This window comes from Nonomuraea rhodomycinica (assembly GCF_013363995.1).
Classification (GTDB): Bacteria; Actinomycetota; Actinomycetes; order Streptosporangiales; family Streptosporangiaceae; genus Nonomuraea; species Nonomuraea rhodomycinica.
In genome coordinates this window covers 320,506-340,466 of sequence record NZ_JABWGO010000003.1, presented here as the reverse complement: position 1 = coordinate 340,466, position 19,961 = coordinate 320,506, and the positions used below count along the sequence as shown (strand labels likewise).

Genomic DNA, 19,961 nt, shown 5'->3' with positions numbered 1-19,961 from the left:
CCCTCTCGGTACGAACGTTCGGTGCAGGATATCCGCTTGACGTCGCTTTCTACGCGCTTCTATTCTCAGCACGAACGTTCGTACTTGAAAGGGGGGAATGATGACCGACCTCACGACGGCGGACCTGCGGGCTCTGCACCGGCGTGCGATGGACCTCGCCGGAACGGCGATCGCCCAGGTCACCTCCGTGGACCTCGACCGGCCCACACCGTGCGCCGAGTGGACGCTGGGCGAGCTGCTGCGGCACATGGTGAGCGAGAACCGCGGCTTCGCCGCCGCCGCCGCGGGCGAGCCGGCGGCCTGGGACCGCGGCGACCTCGGGGACGACCCCTTCGGCGCCTACCAGGACTCCGCGGCGGCGGTCGCGAAGGCGTTCGCCGCCCCCGACGCCTACGACCGCCAGGTGGAGGTCCGCGAGTTCGGCGTCTTTTCCGGGCGGACCGCCATGGGCATGCACATGATCGACTGCCTCACGCACGGGTGGGACGTCGCCGCGAGCATCGGCGTGTCCTACCGGCCCGACCCCGAGCTGGTCGCGGCCGGGCTGGCGGTGGCCGCCCGGGTGCCGGACACCCCGAAGAGCCGCGGTCCGGGCGCCGCGTTCGACGCCCGGGTTCCGGTGCCCGGCGACGCCCCGGACTTCGAGCGGCTGCTCGGCCTGCTGGGCCGCTCCCCGTCGTGGACGGCGCCGTGCTGAGGAGCCGCTGGACCCCCGGAGAGGCGGTCGGCGCCACCGGCACGGTGCTGGTCAGCGTGACCGACTTCCGGGCCGACCGGCTGCGCGACCTGCCCGGCGTCTACCGGGCCGGGCTCGCGCTGCGCCGGGCCTGGCCCGAACTGCCCGGCGCGGTCGGCATGTGGCTGTGGACGGAGCCGCTGCGCGGCCGGTGCGGCTCGGTGTCGATCTGGCGGGACGAGACGGCCCTGCGCCGGTTCGTCGCCTGGCCGGATCACGTCGCCGTCGTACGGCGCTACCGCGGGCGGGGACGGCTCAGGTCCACCACCTGGACCGCCCTTCGTCGCGATCCCGGCTTCTGGGACCGGGTCCGGGCCCATCTGTCCGAAGAGGTCAGGACGCCATGAGCGGCGGGCACGAGGTGCTGCGTGTCCTCGCCGACCGGGTCCGCCGTGGCAGCCGCCCCGGCCGGCGGCAGGACGGCCACCGGGTGGCGCTGGCCGTCGAGGGCGGCGGCATGCGCGGGACGATCTCCGCCGGCATGGCCCTGGCCCTGCACGAGAGCGGGGTGACCCACGCCTTCGACGCGGTCTACGGAGCCTCCGCGGGCGCCATCACCGGGGCATGGCTGCTCAGCGGAACTCCGGAACACCTCACCGGCTGGGCCGAACCCCGCTACGCCCGGGCGATGATCCGCCCGTCCAACCTGCTGCGCGGCCGGCCCGTGGTCGACGTGCGCCACCTGGTCGAGCACCTGTACCAGGAGGTGGCCCGGATGGACTTCGACGCCGTCCTGGCCCATCCCGTCGAGTACCACCCGCTGGCCACCGACGTCGGCACCGGGCGGTCCACCGATCTGCGCCCGTACCTGACCGGCCCCGCCGAGCTGCGGCTGGCGCTGCGGGCCAGTGCGGCGCTGCCGTTCCTCGCCGGGCCGCCGGTGGAGCTGGCCGGGCGGCGCTACTACGACGCGGGGCTCGCCGAGTCGATCCCGTACCGCACGGCCCTGGCGCAGGGCGCCACCCACGTGCTGGTCCTGCGGTCGCGTCCCGCGCCCGCGCCTTCCCAGGCTTCCACGACGGCGGCGGCCGCCGGTCCTGCCGCGCGACCCTCCTACGGAGCGCGTCTCGTCGCCGCGACCGTTCTGCGCGGGTACCCCGAGGCGCTGCACCGGAGTTACCTCACGCGCGCCCACCGCCTCCTGCACGACGACGCGGTGCTCACGCGGTACGACCGGTGGAGCCCGCCGGCGTCCGGCCGGCCCGCCGACGGCCAGGCCCCGGCGGAACCGGCGGTCCTGTCCGTACGCCCCGGACCCGGCACCCCGCGCATCGGCCGCCTCACCCGCGACGGCGAACCACTCAGGGCCGCGCTCGAAGCCGGGCGCGCGGCGGTCGACCGGCTGCTGCGCCCGCTCGGGCTGCTCACCGCCGGCTGAAGGTCTCCCGCTGCCTCTCCCCTGAACGTCCCCCGCGCCCGTTCCCCTACGTCTCCGGGATCAGCCGCATCCGGCGGGCGGCGGCGAACGCCGACGCGATCCGGTCGAGATGGGCCTCGGTGTGGGCGGCGGTGATGCTGACCCGGACGAGAGCCTGGCCGGGCGGGACGCCCGGCGCGACCATGGCGGTGGCGAAGACGCCTTCGTCGAACAGCTCACGCCACAGCCGGAAGCACAGCAGGTCGTCGCCGACCGGCACCGCCATGACCGGACGGTCGGAGGGGACGACCCCGTACCCCATCGCCGCCAGTTCCCCGCTCAGTCGTCGCGCCGCCGCCCGCAGGCGGTGGCGGCGCTCCGGCTCGGCGGCGACGACGTCCAGCGCGGCGAGCGCGGCCGCGGCGCACGCCGGGGGCAACGCGGCCGTGAACACCATGGACCGCGCGTAGTGCCGCAGGTAGGCGATGATCTCCTCGGGCCCGGCCACCGCGCCCCCGACGGTGCCCAAAGCCTTGGAGAAGGTGACGGTCTGCACGTCCACCGCGTCCTCCAGCCCGTGGTGCTCGGCCGCACCCCGCCCGCTCGCGCCGAGCACGCCGACGTCGTGGGCGCTGTCCAGGGCGACACGGGCGCCGTGCGCGCGGGCGAGCCGGGCGATGCCCGGCAGGTCGCACACGCCGCCGGAGGTGGAGAACATGCCCTCGGTGACGATCAGCCGCCCGGCCCCCGGATCGCAGGCGCCGAGCAGCCGCTCCAGATGGTCCATGTCGTTGTGCCGGTAGCGGCGTAACCGCGCGCCGCCCAGGCGCACGGCGTCGATCAGGCAGGCGTGGATCAGCCGGTCGCCGATCACCGTGTCCTCGGGCCCGACGAGCGCCGCGAGGGCGAGGTTGGCCAGATAGCCGCTGCTGGTCACCATGGCCGCCGCTCGCCCGAGGAAGGCCGCCAGCCGCGCTTCGAGCTCCTCGTGCAGAGCGAGCGAGCCGTTGCTGAGGCGCGAACCGCCGCCGCCCGTGCCCAGCCGGCGCGTCGCCTCGACCGCCGCCTCCTTCACGCGGTCGTCGCCCGACAGGCCCAAGTAGTCGTTGGAGCCGGCCTGGACGAGCACTCGCCCGTCGATCAGGACCTCGGCCCCGCCCGGCCGCTCCTCGATCGCCCGGTAATAGGGATAGACGCCGAGATCCTTGACGAACTGGTAGGTCCCGGGCAGCCGGCATTTCGCGAACACATCGGACATGGACTTCCGCCCTCCGGATCGGTCCCGTGTACGGCATTCGCGAAGAAGTCTGCTCGATCAGCCGCCGTCGCCGAGGGCCCGGCGGAGCAGGTGGTGATCACCGAGGGCGTGCGGGCGGCGGCCGGGGCGGCGCGCGGGGACGGCACGGAGCCGGAGCGCGCCTCCCGGGCGGAGCGCGGAGACGGCCCGGAGGCGGGCAGAATCGGGGCGTGCGGATCGGGATGCTGGGGCCGCTGGAGGTCAGGTCGGACGACGGGGCCCTCGTCGAGCTGGGCGGGGCGCGCCTGCGGGCCGCGCTGGCCGTCCTGGCGCTCGACGCCGGGCGGGTGGTGCCCGTCACCCGGCTGGTGGACGGGGTGTGGGGCGACCGTCCACCCGCGGGAGCGCTCAACGCGGCGCAGGCGCTGGTGTCGCGGCTGCGCCGGGCACTGCCGCCGGTCCCCGTCCCGATCGAGTCCCGTCCCGCCGGGTACCGCCTGAACGCCGGGCCGGACGACGTGGACGTCCTGCGGTTCGAGCGCCTGGCCTCGGCGGGGCGTTCGGTGATGGCCGCGGATCCGGCGGGCGGGGCGCGGCTCCTGCGCGAGGCCCTGGCCCTGTGGCGGGGGCCGGCGCTGGCGGACGTGGCGGGCGCGGACTTCTTCGCCGCGCCGGTGGCCCGGCTGTCGGAGCTGCGGCTGTCGGTGCTGGAGGACCGGGTGGAGGCCGACCTGCGCGCGCTGGCGTCCGGTGCGGCGTGGTCGGATGCGGCCGGGCTCGATGCGGCCCGGTCAGGCGCGGCCCAGTCGCGTCCGGCCTGGCCGGAGGCGGGGTCCGGGGCGGGCGTCGGGGCGGGCGTCGGGGCGGGTGTCGGGACCGCGCTGGTCGTCGAGCTGACGGCGCTGGTGGCCGAGCATCCGCTGCGTGAACGGTCGGCGGCGGCGTTGATGCGGGCCCTGTGCGCGACGGGGCGGCGGGCGGAGGCGCTCGCGGCCTACGAGCGGGTACGGCTGGCCCTCGCCGAGGCCCTGGGCGCCGACCCGTCACCCGAGCTGTCCGGCCTGCACACCGCGATCCTGCGCGGCGACGACCTCGGCCACGCTGCCGTTCCCCGGGGTGACCGTGCCTCCGCGCGCCGAGGAGAGGCGGGCGCGGCCGGCGCACGGGTCGCGGCCAGCTCACCGACCGTGGACGGCGCACAAGCCGGGGACGGGGTCCACGACGGGAATCGGAACGGCGTGGGGGACGGGAACGAGGTCGGCGGCGGGGATGGGAACCGCGGCGCCGGAGGAGCGGGCGGCGGCGGTCCGGTCCCGGACACCGCGGCCCGGATGAAGCTCACGAATCTACGCGCACCGCTGACCGGCCTCGTCGGGCGGGAGAACGATCTGCAGCGGGTCGGCGAGCTGCTCGGCGTGCACCGGCTGACCACGCTGATCGGTCCGGGAGGCTCCGGCAAGACGCGGCTGGCCGGAGAGGCGGCGCGCGCGTTCCTCGGCCGGAGCCCCGGCGGCGTGTGGCTGGTGGAGCTCGCGCCGGTGCGTGACGAGGCCGAGGTCGCGCGGGCGGTGCTGGCGGCTCTGCGCATCGGGGAACAGGCGTGGGCCGGGCCGGCGCCCGAAGCCGATCCGGCCGACCGGCTGACGGTGGCCCTCCGCGACCGGGACGTGCTGCTGGTCCTGGACAACTGCGAGCATCTCGCCGACGCCGTCGCCGCGCTCGCCGACCGGCTGCTCGGCGAGTGTCCGGACCTGCGCGTCCTGGCCACGAGCCGCGAGCCCCTGGGCCTCACCGGCGAGGCCCTGTGGCCGGTCGAGCCCCTCCCCCTCCCGCCGGAGGGCGCGGGGGCCGCCGAGGCGATGGCGTACCCGGCGGTGCGCCTGCTGAGCGAGCGGGCGCGGGCGGCGAACCCGGGGTTCGAGGTGAACGAGAGCACGGCCGCGGCCGTGGTGCGCATCTGCCGCGCTCTGGACGGCATGCCGCTGGCGATCGAGCTGGCGGCGGCCCGGCTGCGCGCGATGTCCCCGGAACGGCTGGCCGAGCGGCTGGGCGACCGGTTCGGGCTGCTCACCGGGGGCAGCCGGGTGGCGCTTCCCCGGCACCGTACGCTGCGCGCCGTCGTGGACTGGAGCTGGGAGCTGCTGTCGGAGGAGGAGCGGACGCTGCTGCGGCGGCTGGCGGTCTTCTCCGGCGGCGCGGCGCCGGAGGCGGCCGAGCACGTCTGCGCGGCGCTGGAGGCGGCCGAGCACGTCTGCGCGGCGCTGGAGGCGGCTGAGCACGTCTGCGCGGCGCTGGAGGCGGCGGAGCACGTCTGCGCGGACGCCCCTCAGCAACCCCCAGGCGGGGGTGGGCGCGTGCTCGGGTTGCTGTTCGGGCTGGCCGACAAGTCGCTGCTGGTCGTCTCCGACGACGAGGGACCCCGGTTCGGGATGCTGGAGACGATCCGGGAGTACGCCCTGGAGCGGCTGCGCGAGGCGGGCGAGCTGGAGCGGGTGCGCCGCGCGCACGCGGACTGGTTCGCCGCGTTCGCCGAGACCGCCGACCCGGAGCTGCGCCGCGCCGGCCAGGCGGTGTGGCTGCGCCGGCTGGCCCGCGAGCGCGCGAACGTGGACTCCGCCGTGCGCGACGCCCTCGCGGCGGGCGACTCCCAGGTCGCGGTGCGGCTGGTGGCGGCGATGGGCTGGTGCTGGTTCCTCGACTGGGCGCTCGGCGGCCACAAGGCGGAGGGCGCGCGGCTGGCGGCCGACGTGCTCGCCATGCCGGGTGAGCCGGGGAGCGCGGCCGGGGACGACCGGGTGCGGGCGGCGGCGTGCGCGGTCGCCGCGCTGTTCGAGTTGAACGGGCACGGCGACGAGCGGCGGGCCCGGGAGTGGATCCGCACGGCGGAGGACATCGCCGAGCGGACCTGGTGCCCTCACCCGCTGGCCCGGCTCATCGGCCCGCTGAGCCGCATGCCCGCCACCCCTCACGGCGACGCGGACGGCGAACGCCATCCGGACGAGGCAGGCACGGGCGGCGAACCCCATCCGGACGAGGCAGGCGCGGGCGGCGAACGCGATCCGAGCGGTGCAGGCCCGGGGCGCGGACCGGGCGGGGCAGGCGCGCGGCGCGGAGCGGGCGGGCTCACCGCGTCCCGGGACGACGTGGTGGCTCCGCTGCTCGCCGACGAGGACCCCTGGGTACGGGCGATGGCACGGCTGAACCAGGCGCTCACCTGGATCGAGACCGGCCGCCGGCACGCCCGGGCGGAGGCCGCCCTGGAGGAGGCCCTGACCGGGTTCCGGGCCATCGGGGAGCGGTGGGGCATCTCCTCCGCGCTCACCGCGCTGGGCGGGCTGGCCGCCTGGCGGGGCGACCTGGCGGCGGCGGCCGGCCGCCACGAGGAGGCCATCGCCGTCGTCACCGAGGTGGTGCCGGGCGAGGCCGCGTGGCAGATGCGGCTCAGGCTGGCGCAGTACCGCTGGCTGGGCGGCGACCGGGACGGCTGCGGGGCGGCCATGGACGAGGCCGAGCGCGACACCGAGCGGATCGGGCTGCCCGCGGGCCGGGTCGCGGTCGCCTACGCCCGGGCGGAGCTGGCCCGGTGGGCCGGTGACCCCGGCACGGCCCGGGCCCACCTCGCCCGGGCCGAGGAGCTGGCCCGGGGCATGCCGCTCAACTGGGGGTTCCGGGCGATGGTGCTCGACACGCTGGGATACCTCGACGCGCTGGCCGGAGATCTGGAGGCGGCCAGGGCCCATCGTGCCGCCGCGCTGCGCTGGGCGTCGCGTTCCATGAGCGCGCCGGCGGTCGCGCTGCTGCTCGTGGGCATCGCGGACCTCGCGCTGCGGCGCGGCCGGCCGCGTGAGGCGGCGCGGCTGCTGGCGGCGAGCAGCGCCGTGCGGGGCACGCCGGACCTCTCGCAGCCCGACGCGGCGCGGGTGGAGGCGGCCGTTCGGGGGCTGCTCGGCGACGAGGAGTACGCGCAGGCCGCGCGGCTCGGCCGCGACGCGACGCTCGCGACGGTGGACGAGCTCGTCGCGCCCACTCTGAGCCCTTGACGCGGCGAGGTCCGGCGGACGGCGGCCCCGGGACGCCGGCGCAGGGAGTGGCGGTCCGGGGCCGCCGGTGCGGGCCCGGGGCAGCGGGTGAGCCGCCGGGGACCGGTCACATGCCGGGTGGTACCGGGGTCAGGCGGTGGTCCTCCGGCGGCTCCATCCCCAGCAGGTGCCGCACCAGGAAGTCCCACTTGCGGCGGTTGACGTAGTGCTCGTACCCCGCGAACACGTGCTCGGCCCCCGGCACGATCAGCATGTCGAAGTCCTTGCCCGCGGCGATGAGCCGCTCGGCCAGCCGCAGCGTCAGGTGCGGCGAGACCTGCGTGTCACGGCCGCCGTGGACGAGCAGCAGCCGTCCCCGGAGCCGGTCGGCGCGGTCCACGTTGGACGCGGCGGCGTACGTCTCCTCGTCGTACGGCCCGTTGTACGCCTCCGCCGTGCCCGGGTCCCCGTACCGGAGGTCGTGCATGCCCGCCTCGGCCACCCCCACCGTGAAGACGTCCGGGTGGTCGAGCATCGCCCGGACGGCGGCCTGACCGCCCGCGGAGATGCCGAACACGCCCACCCGCCCGAGGTCCATCCACGGCCGGGCGGCGCCGAGCTGTTCGAGCGCGGCGACGTGGTCGGCCAGCCCGGCCTCGCCCAGCCGCCGGTACGACGCGTCGTGGAACTCCTTGTCGCGCCCCGGCGTCCCCCGCCCGTCCAGGGCCACCACGACGAACCCGAGCGCCGCCACCGCCTCGGCCTCGTAGCCGTGCCAGCCGGGGTCGAACGACGGGCTCACCCTGGTCACGGCCGGGAAGGGGTACACGTGGTCGAGCACCGGGTAGCGACGGCCGGGGTCGAACCCGTGCGGCCGGTGGAGGACCCCGTACACGTCGGTCCGCCCGTCGGCCGCCTTGACGCGGAAGCGCTCGGGCGCGCTCCAGCCCGTCGCGAGGAGACCCGAGACGTCGGCGCGCCCCAACTCCATGATCACCTGCCCGTCCGGCCCGAGGACGCACGTCACGGGCGGGGTGCCGGTGGTGGAGGCGGTGTCGAGGACGTACCCGCCGCGGGGCGGCACGACGGCCGCGTGGTCGAGGTCGTCGCGGGTGATCCGCTCCACGCCGCCGCCGTCGAGCCCGGCCCGGCACACCTGGCGGCGGTACGGGTCGTCGGGCACGAGCCCTGAGGCGGTGAAGGTGACGACCCGGCGGTCCTCGTCCACGTGCAGGATCTCCTGTACGGCCCACTCCCCCGACGTCACCTGGCGGCGCGGCTCGCCGGTGCCGGCGTCGTACAGGTACAGGTGGCCCCAGCCGTCACGCTGCGAGTACCACAGGACCTCCTGCCCGGCCGAGCGCCCGGGCGAGCGCCCGGCCGAGTGCCCGGCCGAGCGCCCGGACGCGCCACCGGCAGCGCGCCCGGACAGGACGCGCACCAGGGGCGGCCGGTCGAGCCGCTGCGACGGCTCGACCCGGGTCTCCCCCGTCTCCTCCACCAGGGTGGTCACCTCGCCGGTGGCCGGGTCGAGCCGGCGCAGCCGCAGGGTGCGCGCGTCGCGCGAACGGCTCAGGTAGTGGACGGCCGAGCCGTCCTCCGCCCACCACGCCCACCCCAGCAGGACGGGGGAGATCGTCGGCATCGCCTCCGGCTCCGCCCGCGCGGTCACGACGGCGCCCGTGGCCACGTCCAGCACCACCAGCTCGGCCATCGGCAGCCGCTCGTCCCCGGGGTAGGGCTGGCGCAGCGTCACCAGCCGCGGCTCGCCGCCGTCCGCCGGCAGGGCGTCGACCAGGTGCGTCAGCCGTACGCCCTCCTGGAGGGTGCGGTGCGTGAGCACACGGGACGAGTCGGGCGACCAGGTGGCGGCCGGGGGCGCGTGCGGCAGTCCCAGGCGTTGGAGCAACGGCGAGTACATGAAGTAGTCGGGGCTCGCGCCGTAGTCGTGGTCGGCGTCGCCGCCGGTGGTCAGCGGACGCTCGGCGCCGTCCTCCAGAGTGCGCAGCCAGAGGTCGTGGCCGCGGCGGAACACCGCGAGCCGCCCGTCGGGCGAGCGCACCTCCAGCGGGCCGGTCGGGGGCGGGCCGGGGACGCGCTCGCACGCCGAGCCGTCGGCCGCGCACCGCCAAGGGGCGCCGAACGCGGCGAACTCGACCGCCTCCACCGCCCCGCCCGCCGTGCCGATGATCAGATGGACGTCGCCGAACGGCAGGGCGCGGGCGTCCACCGGCTGCCCGGACGCCTCCGCGAGCGCCGCCGCCACCTTCTCGTGGTCGAACGCGGGTTCACGCGTCGCGGCGGCCGGATCCACGAGGACGAAGCTCCTGGCGTCGGAGGTGTCCGCCGCGTACCAGAAACGGGCGCCGTCCTCGATCCAGTGAGGGGTGACCTCGCCCCCTCGGACGAGGCGGCGGCGGTGGTGGCGGAGCAACTGCTCCGCGGTCCGGTACGCGGAGGCGTCGAGGCGGGGCGTGGTCATGGGCGGGGTTCCTCTCCTGCGAGGTCGGGGCGTGAGCCCCGGGAGACGGTGCATCCCCCGGGATCTCGTCGCGGGGCGGCCCGGAACTGCTTCGCGGGCCGCCTGGTCGCCTGGTCGCCCTCAGACTGGCGGAGGGCGGCGACAGAGGCTTGAGCGATCGCTGACAGATCGCTGACACGCCCGCCCTGCACCACGCCGCCGCCCTGGTCGTCGCCGGGCTGCTCGCCGCCGCCCTCTGGTGAGCCCCCGCTACGGGTGGGGGCTCACGCCACGTACTCCCGCAGGTGCCGCGCCGTCAGGGAGGTGCCCGTGGCGACCAGCTCGGACGGCGTGCCGGAGAAGACGACCTGACCGCCGTCGTGGCCCGCCCCCGGCCCCAGGTCGATGATCCAGTCGGCGTGGGCCATGACGGCCTGGTGGTGCTCGATGACGATGACCGTGTTGCCGTCGTCCACCAGCCGGTCCAGCAGCCCGAGCAGCTGGTCCACGTCCGCGAGGTGCAGGCCGGTGGTCGGCTCGTCCAGGACGTACGTGGTGCCGTTGCGCGCCATGTTCACCGCCAGCTTGAGCCGCTGCCGCTCGCCCCCCGACAGCGTGGTGAGCGGCTGCCCGAGCGTGAGGTAGCCGAGGCCGACGGCGGCGAGCCGGTCGAGGACGGCCCGCGCCTGGCCGGAGCCGAAGAACTCCCGCGCCTCCCCCACCGGCATGGCCAGCACCTCGCTGATGTCCCGCCCCCGCAGCCGGTAGGTGAGCACCTCCGGGGTGAAGCGCCGCCCCTCGCACTCCTCGCACACCGACGCCACCTCCGCCATCATCGCCAGGTCGGTGTAGACGAGCCCGATGCCCTTGCAGGCCGGGCACGCGCCCTCGGAGTTGGCGCTGAACAGGCTCGCCTTCACCCCGTTGGCCTTGGCGAAGGCCGCCCGGATCGGGTCCAGCAGGCCGGTGTAGGTGGCGGGGTTGCTGCGGCGCGACCCGCGGATCGGCGACTGGTCGGCGACCACGACGCCCTCGCGCCCCGCGACGTACCCGTGGATGAGCGAGCTCTTGCCCGAGCCGGCGACGCCCGTCACGACCGTGAGCACCCCGAGCGGGATGTCGGCGTCGACGTCGCGCAGGTTGTGCAGCGTGGCGCCGCGCACGGCCAGGTGGCCGGTGGGACGGCGGACGTCCGCGCGCAGCTTGGCGCGGTGGTCGAGGTAGCGGCCGGTGAGGGTGCCGGAGGCGCGCAGCCCGGCCAGGTCGCCGGTGTAGCAGAGGTGACCGCCCTGGGTGCCGGCGCCGGGGCCGAGGTCCACGACGTGGTCGGCAATGGCGATGGTCTCCGGCTTGTGCTCGACGACGAGCACCGTGTTGCCCTTGTCGCGCAGCCGCAGCAGCAGGCCGTTCATGCGCTGGATGTCGTGCGGGTGCAGCCCGGCGGTCGGCTCGTCGAAGACGTAGGTGACGTCGCTGAGGCTGGAGGTGAGGTGCCGCACCATCTTGACGCGCTGGGACTCGCCGCCGGACAGGGTGGAGGACTCCCGGTCGAGGCTGAGGTAGCCGAGGCCGATCTCGACGAGCGAGTCGAGCGTCTCCAGCAGGGTGTCGATGAGCGGCTTGACCGAGGGGTCCTCGATCCCGCGGACGAACGCGGCGAGCTCGTCGATCTGCATGGCCGAGCAGTCGGCGATGCTGCGGCCGGCGATGAGGCTGGCGCGGGCCGTCTCGTTGAGCCGGGTGCCGCCGCAGGCCCCGCAGGGGGCGAGCTTGACCGCGCGGTCGGCGAAGGCGCGCGCTCCCGGCTGCATCGACTCGCGGTCCTTGGCCAGGTAGAGCCGCCGGACCTTGGTGACGAGCCCCTCGTAGGTGAAGGTGTTGGAGCCCATCTTGATCTTGGTGGCGGGCTTGTGGAGGAAGTCCTCCCACTGCTCCGGGGTGTAGTCACGCAGCCTGGCGCCGGGGTCGAACAGGCCGGAGTTCGCCATGAGCTGCCAGTACCACGTGTCCTTGGCGAAGCCCGGCACCTTGATCGCCCCGTCGTTCAGGGACAGGTCGCGGTCCACCAGCTCGTCCACGTCGATCTCGGACGCCTTGCCGAGGCCCTCGCAGGCGGGGCACATGCCCTCGGCCCGGTTGAAGCTGAACGCGAAGGGCGGCCCGGCGTGCGGGACGCCGAGGCGGCTGAACATGATGCGCAGCATGGTGTGGCAGTCGGTGGCGGTGCCGACGGTGGAGCGGACGTTGGCGCCCATCCGCTCCTGGTCCACGATGATCGCCGCGCTGAGGTTGCGCAGCGCGTCGACGTCCGGCCGGGCCTGGGAGGGCATGAAGTTCTGGATGAACGCGGTGTAGGTCTCGTTGATGAGCCGGCGCGACTCCGCCGCGATGGTGTCGAAGACGAGCGAGGACTTGCCGGAGCCCGAGACGCCGGTGAAGACGGTCAGCCGCCGCTTGGGGATGTCGAGCGAGACACCCGCCAGGTTGTTCTCCCTGGCGCCGCGCACCTCGATGACGTCGTGGCTGTCGGCGGCGGGGCGGCCGGGCGCGTCCTGACCGTCGGTGACGGGGACGGCACCGGCCTGCGTGCTGAGGAGGGGGGAATGCATGGCTTCAAGTGTGTCATTGAGCTGCCGGTTGATAGTTTTGGCGCGATCATCCCTTCGCTGCAGGAGAGACGCGTGGCCAACCCTCAAACGCTACATAACACGGCCGGTGCCGGCGAGACGCTGCGGCCGGTCGACCTGGCGCGTCTCGTGGGGCTGTCCACGCAGCAGATCCGCAACTACGCCGACGCGGGCGTCCTGCCGCCGGCCACGCGGACCGAGGCGGGCTACCGCCGCTTCGGCCCCCGCCACCGGGAGGCACTGCTGGCCTACCGGGCGCTGGCGGCGGGCCACGGCTGGGAGCGCGCCGGCGAGATCCTGCGGGCCGTCAACGGGGGCGACACGGCGCCGGCCCTGGCCCTCGTGGACGCGGGCCATGCCGCGCTGCACGAGCAGCGGCTGTCGCTCCAGGCGATCGGCGCGGCCCTGGAGGAGGTGGCGGCCCGCGACCCGGGCGCCTTCGCGACGCCCCGTCCGGGGCTGCGCGTGGGCGAGGTGGCGGCCCGCCTCGGAGTGCGGACGTCGGCGCTGCGGCTGTGGGAGGCGAGCGGGCTGATCCGGCCGGGACGCGACCGGGTGACGGGCTACCGGACGTTCGGGCCGGACGACGTGCGCGACGCGCAGATGGTGCGCATGCTGCGGGAGGCCCGCCATCCCCTGCCCCGGATCCGGGTCATCCTCGACGCGCTGCGCCGCACGGGCAGCACCGACGCGCTGCGCGCCGCCCTCGCCGAGCGGCGGGCCGAGCTCGAACGGCGGGCGATGGCCATGCTGGAGGGCGCCGCCCTGCTCCACCGGTACGTCACCGGCACCCCCGGAGAAGCCCGAGCCCGCGTCAGGGCTTGAGGCGGGCGAGCGCGTCAGGGCTTGAAGCGGGCGAGCGCGTCAGGGCTTGAAGCGGGCGAGCGCGTCAGGGCTTGAAGCGGGCGAGCGCGTCGGGGCCGAGGCGGGCGGCGAGGGCCTCCAGCAGGGCGGTGACCTCGGCGACCGCGCCGGCGTCGGCGCCGCCCAGCGCGACGGCCAGGGCGTCCTCGACGGGCGCCGAGCGGGCCGCGGCGACCCGCTCGGAGATCTGCGGCGCGTGCCTGATCACGGTCCTGCGCCGGTCGCGGGCGTCTGGCTCGGTCACCACGGCGCCCGCCTCGCGCAGGCGGGCCACGGCGGCCGACACGGCGCTCTGCGGCAACCCGGTGCGGGCGACGATCTCGCTGACCGAGGTCTCCGGATGACCCCGGACGTCGCTCACGACGATGAGGACGGTGCGCACGCTCGTCGTCTGAGGGCCGATGCCCTCGGTCGGCATGGCCTCCTCGCCGATCTTCATGAGCGTCCGCCCCAGCAGGAACAGGTCCACCGCGTTCATGCCGCCCACGATACATCAGAACAGATGCATCTGAATCGATACATCTGTCACATCGGCGGCGCCCGGCCCGTCATGCCGGTGAGCGGACATGACGGAGGATGTGACGGATGAACGACCACGATTTCCTGGCCGGCCGGTTCGAGGAGCACCGCACGCACCTGAAGGCGGTGGCCTACCGGATGCTCGGCTCCCTGAGCGAGGCCGACGACGCCGTCCAGGAGGCGTGGCTGCGGCTGAGCCGTTCCGGCGCCGACGGCGTGGACAACCTGGCCGGCTGGCTCACCACGGTCGTCGGCCGGATCTGCCTCGACATGCTGCGCTCACGGCGGGCACGGCGCGAGGACGGGCTGGAGCCGCGCCTGCCGGACCCGGTGGTGAGCGTCGCCGGCGGCGGCGACCCCGAGCACGAGGCGCTGGTGGCGGACTCGGTGGGGCTGGCGCTGCTGGTCGTGCTGCAGTCCCTGGCTCCGGCCGAGCGGCTGGCGTTCGTGCTGCACGACATGTTCGGGGTGCCGTTCGAGGAGATCGGCCCGCTGGTGGAGCGCACGCCGGCGGCGGCCCGGCAGCTCGCCAGCCGGGCGCGCCGCCGCGTGCGGGGCACCGCGCCGCGGCCCGACCCGGACCTGGCGCGCCAGCGGCGGGTGGTGGAGGCGTTCCAGGCGGCGGCCCGCGACGGCGACTTCGAGGCGCTGGTCGCGGTGCTCCACCCGGACGTCGTGGCGCGCGCCGACACGGGCGCGGCCGGCGGCGTCGTCGAGACACGGGGCGCGGCCGACGTCGCCAGGGGTGCGCTGTTCCACCGGCGGGCGGGCCAGGAGGGACTGCACGTGCTGGTCAACGGCTCGGCGGGGCTCGTCAACGTGGTGGACGGCCGCGCCGTGTCGGTGCACGGCTTCACGATCACCGATGGCCTGGTCACCGCCATCGACATCCTCGTCGACCCGGAGCGCCTGAAGGACCTGGACCTGGCGGAGCTGCCCGGCTGAGCCTCCCGGGAGGGGCCGCGTTCAGGGCGCGGTCGTGCGCGCGCCGGCGGGCGGGTGGATGCCGAGCTGCTCGGCCCGTACGAGTCCCGCCGCCGCGTCCGGCACCAGGCCGAGGCTGGCGGTGTTCCTGCCCAGCAGCGCGCCGAGCGTCCAGTCGGCGGCCACGCGCAGCCGGTTGCCCGCCCCCGGCAGCGCGTACAGGTGGTAGTCGGTGCGGCTGACCAGGGCGAGCTCGGCCGCGTCCGGCGGGAGCGTGGACGCAATCGCGGTTTTGCCGGATGCGGGGCGGCCGTTGGCCTTTCCGGGGGCCGCGGGCGGCGCGGAGGGGGTGGCGGCGGGCGCTCGCGTCCGCGGAGGGCCTAATCTGGGGCTGTCGGGCAGTTTCCGCAGGTGGAGGGCGCGAGGAGGCGCTGACGGAGAGCAGGCCGGTGGAGCAGGCATGGCCATGGTGCGCGATTCCACGTTCGTCGGCCGCCGGCACGAGGTGGCCGCGGCCCGCAAGGCGCTGGCCCGCGCGCGGCTGCTCACGCTGACCGGCACGGGCGGCGTCGGCAAGAGCCGCCTGGCGGTCCGGGTGGCCGACGCGGTGCGCGGCGCGTTCCGTGACGGCGTCGAGGTCGTGGAGCTGGCCACGCTGCAGGCCGGCGAGCTGCTGGCGGCCAGCGTCGCCAACGATCTGGGGCTGCGCGACGGCGAGTCCGACCCGATGGCGCTGCTGGTCGACCACCTGGCCGAACGGCGGATGCTGCTCGTGCTCGACAACTGCGAGCACCTGCTGGAGGAGTGCGCCCGGTTCGTGTCCCGCCTGCTGCGCGAGGCGCCGAGGCTGCGCGTCCTGGCCACGAGCAGGCAGCGGCTCGGCGTGTACGGCGAGCAGGTGCTCACCGTGCAGTCCCTGCCCGTTCCCGACCCGGGCCTGCCGCCGCACGTCATCGCCCGGCACGACGCGGTACGGCTGTTCGCCGACCGGGCGGCGGGCGCCTCGCCCGGGTTCGAGCTGACCCGGGAGAACGCGGGGGACGTCGCGTGGCTGGCGCGGCGCCTCGACGGGCTGCCGCTGGCGATCGAGCTGGCGGCGGCCCGGCTGCGCGCGATGTCGCTGGAGCGGCTGGTGAGCGAGCTGGACGACCCCCTCCGCGACGCGGCCCCGACGTCCGGGACGCCGCCGTCCCCGCTGCCGCCGCGGCAGCGGACGCTGGGCGCGACCATGGAGTGGAGCTACCGCCTGTGCTCGCCGGGCGAGCAGCGGCTCTGGGCCCGGCTGGCGATGTTCCCCGGAGGCGCCGGGCTGGAGACGGCCGAGGCGGTGTGCTCGGGCGGCGCGGTGGACCCGGCCGAGGTGCTGGACCTGGCGGCGGGGCTGGTGGACAAGTCGATCCTCGTCCCCGATCGGGCCGAGGGCGGCGTCAGGTACCGCATGCTCGGCACCATCCGCGCGTACGGCCGCGACCGGCTGACCGGCGACGAGGAACGAGAGCTGCGCGAGCGTTACCTCACCCACCACCACGACCTCGTGCTGCGCACCCGGATCCACGAGACGGTCCCCGACCAGCTCGAACGCTACCGGCTGCTGCGCCGCGAGCTGCCCAACCTGCGCGCGGCGATCGAGCTGTCCTTGGGCGGGACGGGGCCGCCCGCCGTGGGGCTGGAGATGGCCGCGGAGCTGTGGTCGTTCTGGCTGCTGTCCGGGGCGGCGACCGAGGGCCGCTACTGGCTGGAGCGCGGCCTGGAACGGGTGCCCGCGCCGAGCCGCGGCCGGGCGACGGCGCTGTGGGTGTACAGCATGCTGGCGCTGCGCCAGGGCGACCCCGCCGCGGCGGCGCCCCGGCTGGAGGAGTGCCGGGCCCTGTCCCGGCGGGACGAGCTGGCCGACGTGCTGCCGTACGCGGTGCGCACCTCCGGCGTGGCGGCGTTCTCCACCGGCGAGCCCGAGCGCGGCCTCGCCCTGCTGAAGGAGTCGCTGGCCCGGCACCGCTCCGCCGGCGACCTCGACGGGGTGGCGTTCAACCTGTACTACGCGGCGGCCTACGGGGCGCGCCAGAACCCGGAGCAGGCGGCGGCGTACGGCGAGGAGATGCTGGAGCTGTGCGACACGCACGGGGCGCCCGTGACCCGCGGGTACGCCCAGCTCGTGCTCGGCATCGCGCTGTGGAACCTCGGGGAGCTGCGCCGGGCCGAGACGCTGGTGGGCGAGGCGGCCGGCTTCACCTGCGACATCGACGACAAGTGGTGCCTGACGCAGTGCGTGGAGGTGCTGGCGTGGGCGGCCGGCGCCCGCGGCGACCACGAGCGGGCCGCGGGCCTGCTCGGAGCCGCGCACGCCCTCTGGCAGGTCGTGGACGCCTCACCGAACCGGCTGTCGTACCTCGCGCCGTGGCACGAGCAGTGCGCGGCGCGGGCCCGCCGGGCGCTCGGCGTCCGGGCGTACGAGGCGGCCTTCCGCGAGGGCGTCCGGCTGGGCCGCGATCCGCGGCTGCTCGCGGACCCCGGCCGGGCGGGCCCCGCGCGGGCGCGGGAGGGCACGGGGCGGCCGGGATGACGGCGGGGGCGACGACGCGCCGAGCCGAGGGGAACCTGCCCGCCGAGCTGACCAGCTTCGTGGGACGCCGCCAGGAGCTGGCCGAGGCGAGACGGCTGCTGTCCACCGGCCGGCTGCTGACCCTGACCGGGGTCGGCGGGGTCGGCAAGACGAGGCTGGCGCTGCGGCTGGCGGCGGAGGTGGCGCGCGGCCAGCCGCACGGGGTGTGGCTGGCCGACCTCGCCCCGCTGGCCGCCGGTGAGCTGCTCACGGGGACGGTGGCGCAGGCCGTCGGGTGCCACCGGCACGACCTGGAGGGGCTGCGCGAGCACCTGCGCGGCAGGCGGATGCTGCTGGTCCTGGACAACTGCGAGCACCTCGTGCCGGCGTGCGCCGCCCTGGTGACCGAGCTGCTCGCCGCCGGGCGCGGCCTGCGGATCGTGGCGACCAGCCGGCAGCCGCTGCACGTGCCGGGCGAGAGGCTGCTGGAGGTCCCGCCGCTGGCGGTGCCGGCCGAGCCCGGGGCCGGGCCGGACGGCCTTCCCGGCGCGGGCCCGGCGGCGGCCGCCGGGCTGGTGCCCGCCCAGCCCGGCGCGGTGGCGCGCTCCGGGCCGGACCGGACGGCCGGCCCGGACCCCGGCATGCCCCTGCAGGTGGTTTCGGAGGCGGTCAGCCTGTTCGCCGACCGGGTGGCGGCCGTGCTGCCGGGCTTCACGATCGACGCGGCCAACAGCGTGGCGGTGACCCGGCTGTGCCGGCGGCTCGACGGTATCCCGCTGGCCATCGAGCTGGCGGCGGTGCGGATGCGGGCGCTGTCGGTCGAGCAGATCCTCGACCGGATCGACGACCGGTTCCGGCTGCTCACGCAGGGCGCGCGGGTGGCGATGCCGCGCCAGCGGACGCTGCGCGCGCTGGTCGACTGGAGCTACGACCTGTGCTCGCCCGAGGAGCGCGCCCTGTGGCGGGGGCTGTCGGTCTTCTCCGGCGGGTGGGACCCGGAGGCGGCGGTCGAGGTGTGCCGCTCGGCCGAGCTGCACGGGGACGTCGTGCCGGACGTCCTGAACGCGCTGGTCGACAAGTCGGTCGTGCTGCGCCGGGAGAACGGGTGGGGCGTCCGGTACGAGATGCTGGAGACGCTGCGTCAGTACGGCGAGGAGCGGCTGGCCGAGGCGGGCGGGCGCGCGGCGCTGCGGGTGCGCCACCGCGACTGGTGCCGTGAGCTGGCCGCGCGGGCCGAGGCCGAGTGGTTCGGCGCGAACCAGATGCGGTGGCTGGGCCGGCTGCGCAACGAGCAGGCGAACGTGCGGGCCGCGCTGGAGTTCTGCCTGAGCGAGCCGGGCCAGGCGTGGGCCGCGCTGGAGATCGGCGCCGCGATGTGGAGCCACCGGCTGTCGTGGACGTCGCCGAGCGAGGGGCACCACTGGCTGGAACGGGCGCTCGCGGCCGACACGGCATCGAGCCCTCACGGAGCGCCGGCGACCGGCGCCGCACCGGGCCCTCAGGGAGAGCCGGCGACCGGCACCGCACCGGGCACGGGCCGGGCGCCGGCGGTCTCCCCGGCGCGGGGCTCGGCGCGGGCCAAGGCGCTCTGGGTGGACGCCTGGCTCGTGCTGCTGCGGGGCGACGCGGCCGCCGCGCGGCCCCTGCTGGAGGAGTGCCGGGCGCTGTCGGAGCGGCTCGGCGACGAGGCCCAGCTCGCGGGGGCGGTGCACATCTCCGGGTTCGCGGCGCTGCTGGCGGGCGACTTCCCCCGCGCCTTCGCCCTGCTGGAGGAGGCGCTGGCGCGGCGGCGGGCGCTGGGCTGCCGGGGGCACGCCTGGGTCACGCTGTTCCAGCTCGCGATGGCCGCCGTCTTCATGGACGACCCGCGCGCGCCGGATCTGTGCGAGGAGGTTCTGGAGACCGCCAGGGGCGAGCGCGCCGAGTGGTCGGTGTCGTACGGGCTGTGGATCGTGGCCCTGGACCGGTGGCGGCGCGGCGACGCGGAGGCGGCCGTCGCCATGATGCGCGACGCGATCCGGGTGAAGGTGCGCTGCCACGACCACCTCGGGCTCGCCCAGTGCCTGGAGGGGCTGGCCTGGATCCTGGCCGGCCAGGGCAGGCGGGCCCGCGCCGCCGAGCTGCTCGGCGCGGCCCACATGGTGTGGCGGTCGATCGGGACGTCGCTGTCGGGCCTCGGCCACCTGGCCCGTTTCCACGACCGGTGCGAGGAGGGGCTGCGGCGCGACCTGGGCGACGACCGGTTCGCCGCGGGCTTCCTGCGCGGCTCGGAGCTCACGCTGGACGCCGCCGCGGCGTACGCGCTGGAGGAGAGCCCGGCGCCCGACGCGGGCGACGCCGAGCAGGAGCCGGGGGTCGCCGCGCTGCTCACCCGCCGGGAGCGCCAGATCGCCGAGCTGGTGGCGCGCGGGCTGAGCAACCGGCAGATCGCCGAGGAGCTGGTGATCGCCCAGCGCACCGCCGAGAACCACGTGGAGAACATCCTGCGCAAGCTCGGCTTCACCTCACGCGCGCAGGTCATCCGCGCCTGGAACCCGCGTCAAGCCGGCTGACACGCCTTTGACCTTCGGTTCTGTACGATGAACGGAGCATCGGACGGGCCGCTGCACGCGTCGCCCACGGCAAGACCTGCGCCGCGCGGCCGCGGCATCGCGCCCGCCCGCCGGGCGATCGAGCCC

General features: G+C 76.0%; 13 protein-coding genes. 8 read left to right on the top strand and 5 right to left on the bottom strand.

The features are described 5' to 3' along the window. The first annotated feature begins 100 nt into the window (after positions 1–100). Genes HT134_RS17320 through HT134_RS17310 form a run of 3 tightly spaced genes read left to right on the top strand, consistent with a single transcriptional unit; the run spans position 101 to position 2,114 of the window. The gene (locus tag HT134_RS17320) at positions 101–697 is read left to right on the top strand and encodes a TIGR03086 family metal-binding protein (protein ID WP_175601400.1); all 597 of its coding nucleotides are present in this window, start codon (positions 101–103) and stop codon (positions 695–697) included. Beyond that, positions 691–1,083 (top strand): hypothetical protein, encoded by a 393-nt coding sequence (locus HT134_RS17315; protein ID WP_175601399.1) that lies wholly within the window; start codon positions 691–693, stop codon positions 1,081–1,083. The genes HT134_RS17320 and HT134_RS17315 overlap by 7 nt, the downstream gene beginning before the upstream one ends. Continuing rightward, the gene (locus HT134_RS17310) at positions 1,080–2,114 is read left to right on the top strand and encodes a patatin-like phospholipase family protein (protein WP_175601398.1); all 1,035 of its coding nucleotides are present in this window, start codon (positions 1,080–1,082) and stop codon (positions 2,112–2,114) included. Before HT134_RS17315 ends, HT134_RS17310 begins: the two co-directional genes overlap by 4 nt. A 46-nt stretch (positions 2,115–2,160) precedes the next feature. Here the strand turns inward: HT134_RS17310 and HT134_RS17305 are convergent, their stop codons facing one another. Beyond that, entirely contained in the window at positions 2,161–3,351 is a 1,191-nt protein-coding gene (locus tag HT134_RS17305; protein ID WP_175601397.1) for an aminotransferase class I/II-fold pyridoxal phosphate-dependent enzyme, read from the bottom strand. Between the two features lie 209 nt (positions 3,352–3,560). Here HT134_RS17305 and HT134_RS44720 point away from each other — a divergent pair, with 209 nt between their 5' ends. After that, positions 3,561–7,370: an AfsR/SARP family transcriptional regulator gene (locus HT134_RS44720; protein WP_217707975.1), complete on the top strand. Its 3,810-nt coding sequence runs from the start codon at positions 3,561–3,563 to the stop codon at positions 7,368–7,370. A 106-nt stretch (positions 7,371–7,476) separates the two neighbouring features. Here the strand turns inward: HT134_RS44720 and HT134_RS17295 are convergent, their stop codons facing one another. Beyond that, a complete protein-coding gene (locus tag HT134_RS17295; RefSeq protein ID WP_175601396.1) occupies positions 7,477–9,831 on the bottom strand; it encodes a S9 family peptidase in 2,355 nt (784 codons plus the stop codon). A gap of 263 nt (positions 9,832–10,094) precedes the next feature. Next, complete coding sequence (locus HT134_RS17290) at positions 10,095–12,419, bottom strand: ATP-binding cassette domain-containing protein (protein ID WP_175601395.1); 2,325 nt, start codon at positions 12,417–12,419, stop codon at positions 10,095–10,097. A gap of 72 nt (positions 12,420–12,491) precedes the next feature. Here HT134_RS17290 and HT134_RS17285 point away from each other — a divergent pair, with 72 nt between their 5' ends. Next, entirely contained in the window at positions 12,492–13,262 is a 771-nt protein-coding gene (locus HT134_RS17285; RefSeq protein WP_312888187.1) for a MerR family transcriptional regulator, read from the top strand. Positions 13,263–13,326: 64 nt separating this feature from the next. Here HT134_RS17285 and HT134_RS17280 read toward each other — a convergent pair whose 3' ends face one another. Further along, a complete protein-coding gene (locus HT134_RS17280; RefSeq protein ID WP_217707974.1) occupies positions 13,327–13,779 on the bottom strand; it encodes a MarR family transcriptional regulator in 453 nt (150 codons plus the stop codon). Positions 13,780–13,886: 107 nt separating this feature from the next. Here HT134_RS17280 and HT134_RS17275 point away from each other — a divergent pair, with 107 nt between their 5' ends. Further along, complete coding sequence (locus HT134_RS17275) at positions 13,887–14,765, top strand: sigma-70 family RNA polymerase sigma factor (RefSeq protein WP_175601393.1); 879 nt, start codon at positions 13,887–13,889, stop codon at positions 14,763–14,765. A 21-nt stretch (positions 14,766–14,786) separates the two neighbouring features. Here the strand turns inward: HT134_RS17275 and HT134_RS17270 are convergent, their stop codons facing one another. Beyond that, entirely contained in the window at positions 14,787–15,212 is a 426-nt protein-coding gene (locus tag HT134_RS17270; protein WP_175601392.1) for a hypothetical protein, read from the bottom strand. Here HT134_RS17270 and HT134_RS17265 point away from each other — a divergent pair. After that, positions 15,205–17,304: an ATP-binding protein gene (locus tag HT134_RS17265; RefSeq protein WP_175601391.1), complete on the top strand. Its 2,100-nt coding sequence runs from the start codon at positions 15,205–15,207 to the stop codon at positions 17,302–17,304. The genes HT134_RS17270 and HT134_RS17265 overlap by 8 nt on opposite strands. Beyond that, a complete protein-coding gene (locus HT134_RS17260; protein WP_175601390.1) occupies positions 17,301–19,835 on the top strand; it encodes an ATP-binding protein in 2,535 nt (844 codons plus the stop codon). Before HT134_RS17265 ends, HT134_RS17260 begins: the two co-directional genes overlap by 4 nt. Positions 19,836–19,961 lie beyond the last annotated feature (126 nt).

What these genes read in the sequence shown, in the direction of transcription:
- HT134_RS17290 (WP_175601395.1), bottom strand. Translation starts at nt 12,419, where the DNA reads ATGCATTCCCCCCTCCTCAGCACGCAGGCCGGTGCCGTCCCCGTCACC.
- HT134_RS17310 (WP_175601398.1), top strand. Translation starts at nt 1,080, where the DNA reads ATGAGCGGCGGGCACGAGGTGCTGCGTGTCCTCGCCGACCGGGTCCGC.
- HT134_RS17320 (WP_175601400.1), top strand. Translation starts at nt 101, where the DNA reads ATGACCGACCTCACGACGGCGGACCTGCGGGCTCTGCACCGGCGTGCG.
- HT134_RS17270 (WP_175601392.1), bottom strand. Translation starts at nt 15,212, where the DNA reads ATGGCCATGCCTGCTCCACCGGCCTGCTCTCCGTCAGCGCCTCCTCGC.
- HT134_RS17265 (WP_175601391.1), top strand. Translation starts at nt 15,205, where the DNA reads ATGGCCATGGTGCGCGATTCCACGTTCGTCGGCCGCCGGCACGAGGTG.
- HT134_RS17295 (WP_175601396.1), bottom strand. Translation starts at nt 9,831, where the DNA reads ATGACCACGCCCCGCCTCGACGCCTCCGCGTACCGGACCGCGGAGCAG.
- HT134_RS17260 (WP_175601390.1), top strand. Translation starts at nt 17,301, where the DNA reads ATGACGGCGGGGGCGACGACGCGCCGAGCCGAGGGGAACCTGCCCGCC.
- HT134_RS17305 (WP_175601397.1), bottom strand. Translation starts at nt 3,351, where the DNA reads ATGTCCGATGTGTTCGCGAAATGCCGGCTGCCCGGGACCTACCAGTTC.
- HT134_RS17280 (WP_217707974.1), bottom strand. Translation starts at nt 13,779, where the DNA reads ATGAACGCGGTGGACCTGTTCCTGCTGGGGCGGACGCTCATGAAGATC.
- HT134_RS17275 (WP_175601393.1), top strand. Translation starts at nt 13,887, where the DNA reads ATGAACGACCACGATTTCCTGGCCGGCCGGTTCGAGGAGCACCGCACG.